Source organism: Chitinophaga costaii (assembly GCF_900094705.1).
Lineage (GTDB): Bacteria > Bacteroidota > Bacteroidia > Chitinophagales > Chitinophagaceae > Chitinophaga > Chitinophaga costaii.
Window position 1 is genome coordinate 120,275 of the sequence record NZ_FMAR01000016.1, and the last position, 6,699, is coordinate 126,973.

General features: G+C 49.0%; 6 protein-coding genes. 3 read left to right on the forward strand and 3 right to left on the reverse strand.

The genetic code is table 11. From position 1 onward, the window contains the following. Positions 1–31 precede the first annotated feature (31 nt). Complete coding sequence (locus GA0116948_RS18250) at positions 32–913, reverse strand: helix-turn-helix domain-containing protein (protein ID WP_089714864.1); 882 nt, start codon at positions 911–913, stop codon at positions 32–34. A gap of 225 nt (positions 914–1,138) precedes the next feature. On the opposite strand from GA0116948_RS18250, the gene ispG reads away from it, so the two are divergent. From ispG to GA0116948_RS18265, 3 genes are all read left to right on the forward strand, one after another. Continuing rightward, positions 1,139–3,073: a (E)-4-hydroxy-3-methylbut-2-enyl-diphosphate synthase gene (gene ispG / locus GA0116948_RS18255; RefSeq protein WP_089714866.1), complete on the forward strand. Its 1,935-nt coding sequence runs from the start codon at positions 1,139–1,141 to the stop codon at positions 3,071–3,073. Positions 3,074–3,156: 83 nt separating this feature from the next. Continuing rightward, positions 3,157–3,414: a hypothetical protein gene (locus GA0116948_RS18260; RefSeq protein WP_089714868.1), complete on the forward strand. Its 258-nt coding sequence runs from the start codon at positions 3,157–3,159 to the stop codon at positions 3,412–3,414. 79 nt (positions 3,415–3,493) lie between these two features. Beyond that, entirely contained in the window at positions 3,494–4,387 is an 894-nt protein-coding gene (locus GA0116948_RS18265) for a LysR family transcriptional regulator (protein WP_089714891.1), read from the forward strand. Positions 4,388–4,543: 156 nt separating this feature from the next. On the opposite strand, the gene GA0116948_RS18270 is transcribed toward GA0116948_RS18265, so the two are convergent. Both GA0116948_RS18270 and GA0116948_RS18275 read right to left on the reverse strand, forming a co-directional pair. Then, complete coding sequence (locus tag GA0116948_RS18270; protein WP_089714870.1) at positions 4,544–5,290, reverse strand: tetratricopeptide repeat protein; 747 nt, start codon at positions 5,288–5,290, stop codon at positions 4,544–4,546. After that, on the reverse strand, positions 5,287–6,321 hold the full coding sequence (locus tag GA0116948_RS18275) for a VWA domain-containing protein (protein ID WP_089714893.1): 1,035 nt from the start codon (positions 6,319–6,321) through the stop codon (positions 5,287–5,289). Before GA0116948_RS18275 ends, GA0116948_RS18270 begins: the two co-directional genes overlap by 4 nt. Positions 6,322–6,699 lie beyond the last annotated feature (378 nt).

Below are 6,699 nucleotides of genomic sequence, written 5' to 3' on the forward strand. Positions count from 1 at the left end.
CACAATTTGAACATCAACGGAAAGGCTTGTACTATTTGAACATTTTTTCCCTAAAATCCTGCGGTGTAACACCGGTATGGTGCTTGAAAAAACGGCTGAAGTATGCCGGGTCTTCAAAACCCAGGTCATAACAAATCTCTTTTACACTTACATTGCTGAAGGCCAGGTTTCTCTTGGCTTCCAGCATCAGGCGCTCATGCAATAGTTCGGTCACCGTTTTGCCAGTATTTACCCGGCTTATTTCATTGAGGCGCTTGGGCGTAAGGGCAAATTCGCTAGCATAAAATCCGGCCTGGTGTTCTTGGCGGAAATGTTTTTCCAGCAGTTGGCGCAGCAATATGGTCCGGTGATCGTTCATGGCCATTTCGGCACATTCGGCCTCAATCATCATTTGTTTCTTGCGCTCCCGCTCGGCAATGGTGAGAAAGGCTGTGAGGTATTGTTTTACTACATTACGTTTACACTGGCAACATTGCAGCTCCTGCTCCATCAGTTGCACCAGCCCATGAAATGAATTGGTGGCATGATCGCTCAGGCGGATGGGGGCAGTGTGATGAAAGTCATGCAGAATGTTAAGCCCCTGGAAATGCGACTGGTCGTCTTCCGCACGGGCAAAGTAAAATTTCTCCGTAAAAGAAATAGCCCAACCCTTGTTGCCCCCCATGCCATGGTCTTCCATAACATGGTGTACCTGGCCGGGATGTAATACAAAAAGGGTGTTGTCTTGCTGATCATATTCCTTAAAGTCTACCATATGCTTACCCCTGGCCTGGGTAAACCAGAGCAGGTGATAAAAGGCATGGCGGTGAGGCTTGCGGGTAATGTCGGTCTTAAAACCATCCAGCTTGAACAAACTGATTTGTCCGGTAAAGGGAAAATGCTGAAAAGGTATGTCTTCACTTTTACGTAACATAAGTATTTGATGGCTGCCGCTTGCAAAATTAGCACATCTTCCCGAAGGTTTAGTGCCGCTTATACCGATACCTGCTCGTAAATCAAATAGTTGATGCTAGTATGACAATTAAATTAAAGGGGCCTTAAAAAGAATTATGGGCTCTTATTGGCCGCCAGCTACAATTAACAATCACCCAATCTCCGCATTTCTTACCTTTGATCCCCACAGACCGGATTAATTTTTATGCAGCTTTATTGTAATTCTCTCACCGCTTATCGACGTTTGCACACCCTGGAAGTAAAGGTGGGCGACCTGCTTATTGGCAACGGCCACCCCATCCGCGTACAAACCATGACCACCACAGACACCATGGATACGGCAGGTACCATTGCCCAGGCCATCCGTTGTATAAATGCGGGTGCCGAGCTGGTGCGCATTACCGCCCCCAGTAAGAAAGAAGCCGAAAACCTGCTCCACATCCGTAACGGCCTTCGCACCCAGGGCTACAATACCCCGCTGGTGGCCGACATTCATTTTACCCCCAATGCTGCTGAGATCGCAGCCCGCATCGTTGAAAAGGTAAGGATCAACCCCGGCAATTACATTGACAAAAAGAAATTTGAACTGATAGAATATACCGACGCCGCCTACCAGGAGGAGATAGACCGCATTCGCGAACGCTTTACCCCCCTGGTGAATATTTGCAAGGAATACGGCACTGCTATGCGCATTGGTACGAACCATGGCTCCCTGAGCGACCGCATTATGAGCCGCTACGGTGATAGCCCCATGGGCATGGTAGAAAGCGCCATGGAATTCCTGCGCATTGCCGAAGACCTGGACTACCGCAACATTGTGTTGAGTATGAAATCCAGCAACCCCCAGGTAATGGTGCAAGCCTACCGTCTGCTGGTACACACTATGCAGCAGGAACTAGGTCATTGCTACCCCCTACACCTGGGGGTTACCGAGGCGGGCGACGGCGAAGACGGGCGCATTAAATCTGCCGCAGGCATTGGTACCCTGCTCGAAGATGGCCTGGGCGACACCATCCGCGTGTCCCTCACGGAAGACCCCGAGTTTGAGCTGCCCGTGTGCCGCGACCTGGTGAAACGTTATAACGACCGCCTCCTCCTGCAATCCCCCATCGACCCGGTAGAACACTTACCCTACTCCCCTTTCGAATATAAACGCCGCGCTTCCAGAACGGTGAATAATATAGGAGACAAACAAGTACCCGTGGTAGTAGCCCACTTTAGCGACGCCGCCACGCTGGCTCCCAACCACCTCCAGGCTATCGGCTATCACTACGACGCCCATACCGATAAGTGGAACATTGCCGATGCCGCCGCCGATTACCTCTATACCACGCAGCCTCTTTCTTTTGGCCTGCCTGGCACGCTGAAGGTGATACTACCCGCCAATGCCTGGCTTACGGTAAGCGACTCCGATACCTACCTGCCCTTGTTTGATGTGAAGGGATACCTGACTGCCGCAAAAAAATCCGCCAGGATTAATTTTGTATCGGTAAAGGTGGATGATCTGCTGGAAGACGCCGCCCTGCACGCCCTGGCAGCAGACGATACCGTGGTACTAAGCCTGTGGTCTGCCAATGCCCACGCCATGTCGGCAGTACGCCGCTTCCTCATTGGGCTGCAGGAAAATCAACTTTCCATACCGGCCATCCTGGAATGCCACGCCAGCGACGATACTTCCGATGAACAGTTGATTCATTTCGCCGTAGAAACCGGCGCCCTGCTGCTAGACGGCTTTGGCGACGGCCTGTGGCTGCGCGGCACTGCCGTGAGCAGCCCCTCGTTGGTAAATAATGTGGCCTTCGGCATCCTGCAGGCTACCCGTACCCGCATTTCCAAAACAGAATATATCTCCTGCCCTTCCTGTGGACGCACCCTTTTTGACCTCCAGGAAACCACGGCCCGCATCCGAGCAGTAACCCACCATCTAAAAGGCGTGAAAATCGCCATAATGGGCTGCATTGTGAACGGTCCCGGCGAAATGGCCGATGCCGATTTCGGATATGTGGGTAGCGGCGTAGGCAAAATCACCCTATACCGGGGCAAAGAGATCGTAAAACGCGGTTTGAACAGCGATGTGGCTGTAGATGAACTCATAACGCTGATAAAAGACCATGGCATGTGGGTGGAAAAAGCCAATTAACCCACCTTAAATATTGCTTAAAGATGGGCCAGGCCTAAACAAAGACTTCTATTTATCCGTACATTTCTAAAAATACTTTCAACATGAAAAAAATCCTCGCCGCGTTAATGACCCTTGTTATGGTCGTTTCCCTTTCCGTGTCCAGCGTTCATGCGCAAAAGAAAACTGCTAAAACCAAGTCCGATTCTACTGCCGTACACACGAAAAAAGACGGTACGCCCGACAAACGTTTCAAGGAAAACAAAGGCGGCACAACCGCCACGCCTGCTGGCCCTACCAAGAAAGACGGTACTGCCGATATGCGCTACAAAGCCAACAAGGACGCTAAGAAGAAAAGCTAAGCGATCTTCTTTCCGCAGTCAATATTTTCCTTTGCAGGAGCCTATACGGCTCCTGTTTTATTTTTATTACTTTAGTGGCATGTTCGATTTCAGACTCAGGGTTTTTTATACCGTGGCCAAACGCCTCAGTTTTACAAAGGCCGCCGAAGAGCTGTTTATCTCGCAGCCCGCCGTCACCAAACACATACATGAGCTGGAGCAGCAGTTGGGCGTAAAGGTTTTTGAGCGCATCGGCAACCGCATTAAACTTACCGTAGCAGGCCAGTTGATGCTACGCCATGCAGAAACCATTTTCACCACCTACCGTAATTTAGAATACGATATTAACCAGCTAAAAAATGCACAGGGCGGCCTGCTATCCATCGGTGCAAGCACCACCATTGCACAATACTTTATCCCCCCGCTGCTGGCTAAGTTTCACCAGCGCTTCCCGGAGGTGAATATTTCCCTGATCAATGGCAATACCGAACAAATAGAACAGGCCCTGCTGGAAAAAAACATTCAGCTCGGCATTATAGAAGGCAAGTCCAAAAATCCGTTACTGAAATACGTGGAGCTGGCCAAAGACGAGATCGTGATGGTAGGCAATGCCCAACATACTTACGGCCAGCACGACAAAATTACCGCCGCCGACCTGAAACAAATTCCCCTGCTCATGCGCGAACACGGCAGCGGCACGCTGGAAGTGATTATGGATGCGCTGACCCAGCTAAAATTAAAACCATCCGATCTTAACATCGCCATGTACATGGGTAGCACAGAGAGCATCAAGTCTTATTTGGCCCACTCCAATTGTGTGGCCTTCCTGCCCCTGCAAGCCATCAAACGAGAACTGGACGGAGGCGATTTTAAGCTGCTCACCGTAAAGAATTTCAACCTGGTACGCAAGTTCCATTTTATTTACTTGCAAGGCCAACAAGATAAACTAGCCCAACATTTCATCCGTTTTGCCAAACAGCATGTGCCGGCATAACACTGGCTATGCAAGGAAATTATTAAAACAGGGAATATAAGTTTCCTGCATACCGTTGCTCCAGCAGTAATAAAAAAGCTCCGGGGCCAGGCCACCGGAGCTTTTTTATTACTTTATCTTTTGACGTACCAGACATGGTACCCGTTTTACTTCTCCCTACCAATCTTTCTCTACCTGTACGGGTTGTCCTTTCACTTTTTTCATTTTATCCTGCAGGTTTTTTTCCTGCTGGCTCAAGGCTTCCAACATACGTTCTGCCTGTTGCTTATCCATCTTGCCGGGCTGTGGTTGCTGCTTTTCGTCTTGTTTGTCTTTATCCTGCTTATCCTTGTCCTGGTCTTTTTGCTGCTGGTCTTTATTTTGCTGGTCCTTATCCTTGTCTTTCTTTTGATCCTTTTTGGGATCTTTTTTGTCTTTATTATCCTTGTTATCTTTATTGTCTTTGTTGCTTTCGTTTTGCTTCTTTAGCATGGCCTGGGCATAGGCCAGGTTATAGCGGGCTTCCTCGTCCTTGGGATTTAGCTTCAGTGAATTTTTATACGACTTAATACTCTCCTCCCACTTCTTGTCTTCCATGTAGGTATTACCGATGTTATAATTAGCATCTGCTTTCACCTCGGGTGTGGCGGCCAGTTTCAGGCTGCTGTCGTATTCCTTGCGGGCGGCGTCGTAGCGCTTTTGCGAGTACATACTGTTGCCCAGGTTGTAATTACCTTCCACAGACTTCCCGTTTACTTCCAATGCTTTTTTATAATTGGCTTCTGCGTCGGCAAACTGTTGTTTTTGATACAGGTCGTTGCCTTTGCGGATATATTTATTGCCCGTCTGTGCCTGCACAGTGATGTGCAGTACCAGCAGGGCGGCGTTTAACAGGAATGTATATTTTGTTAGAACTCGGGTCATGCTATGGGTTTTAGGGTTTCTTCCGGCTGCGTCCTTTTAGGGCCACGGGTTTCCGGTACAAAAAATTCTATGACGATGAGCAGCACGCACACTACCAGGAAATATTGAAAATAGGAATTGTAGTCTGTAAAAATATTTTCGCCAAACTCCTTTTGCTCCATGCTGTCTATCTTGGCGGCCAAAGTATTTACCACCTCGTCGTTGTTATTGTCCAAATGCTGGTAAATGCCTTTGCCGGCGGCGGCAATGGATTTTAACTCCTCCTCGTTCAATTTGGAGATCACCACATTGCCTTCCCGGTCTTTCTTTACATCGCCGTTTTCGGGATCGGGCAGGGTTGAACCGGTGGGCGAGCCTATGCCAATGGTGCTGATGGCCACGCCTTGATCAAATGCTGTACGGGCTTCTTTGATGGCGTTTTCGTCATGATCTTCCCCATCGGAAATAATGATCATGGCTTTATGCTTGCGTTCTTTTTTGTTGTAGGCTTCGTTACCAATGTTTATGGCCTGTGCAATGGCAGTGCCCTGTGTAGGTATCATTTCTGGGGTTACGGTACCGAGGTACATCTTAGCCGCAGAATAGTCTACGGTGAGGGGCATTTGCAGGTAAGCATTGCCCGCAAATACCACCAGTCCTACACGGTCGTTTTCCATTTTGTCCATAAGCTTACTCACCACCTGTTTGGCGCGGGTAAGCCGGTCGGGCTTTACGTCGGTAGCCAGCATAGAGCGACTTACGTCCAGGGCAATGACCACGTCTACCCCCTTGCGGGTAATCTTTTCCATACGGCTGCCTTTTTGCAGGTTGGCCAGCCCCACTACGCCAAAGAAAAATGCGATGAACAGTAGTAAAAACTTAAGGGTAAAAAGCCGGCGGGAATAACCGGAAAACATTTCCTCCACCAGGGCGGGGTCGCCCATTTTCTTGATGGAGCGGCGCTTCCAGACAGATACGCCTAAAAATACCAACTGCATAAGCAGTAACAGTACCAAGCCCCATAAATATTCACTATGTTGAAATCTTAGCATATCCAATATTATACTCTTACGGCAGTGGCGGGATAACGCACTGCCCGCAGGAAACATAAAAATAATTTTTTTACCACGTTTTACAAGACCATCCCCGATTGTTTTAGGAAACTTTAACAGGAAACAGCACCAGCGCGGATTTGGGGAGGGCCTACCCGGAGACGCTTCTTACAGGAAAGCGGATATATCAGCCCTTAGAGTGAACATACTGGGCAAGGTCCGATCGAGTAGGAAGGTAGGGATTAATTCCCTACCTGTCCTCTCACACCACCGTACGTACCGATCGGTATACGGCGGTTCCTTAATTTAGTTCCGAGCTTTCAGGTAACAGTCGGTCAGGGATACATACCCAGCTTCGGTGAGCCGTTCGTTAGTAAC

What these genes read in the sequence shown, in the direction of transcription:
- GA0116948_RS18250 (WP_089714864.1), bottom strand. Translation starts at nt 913, where the DNA reads ATGTTACGTAAAAGTGAAGACATACCTTTTCAGCATTTTCCCTTTACC.
- ispG (WP_089714866.1), top strand. Translation starts at nt 1,139, where the DNA reads ATGCAGCTTTATTGTAATTCTCTCACCGCTTATCGACGTTTGCACACC.
- GA0116948_RS18260 (WP_089714868.1), top strand. Translation starts at nt 3,157, where the DNA reads ATGAAAAAAATCCTCGCCGCGTTAATGACCCTTGTTATGGTCGTTTCC.
- GA0116948_RS18265 (WP_089714891.1), top strand. Translation starts at nt 3,494, where the DNA reads ATGTTCGATTTCAGACTCAGGGTTTTTTATACCGTGGCCAAACGCCTC.
- GA0116948_RS18270 (WP_089714870.1), bottom strand. Translation starts at nt 5,290, where the DNA reads ATGACCCGAGTTCTAACAAAATATACATTCCTGTTAAACGCCGCCCTG.
- GA0116948_RS18275 (WP_089714893.1), bottom strand. Translation starts at nt 6,321, where the DNA reads ATGCTAAGATTTCAACATAGTGAATATTTATGGGGCTTGGTACTGTTA.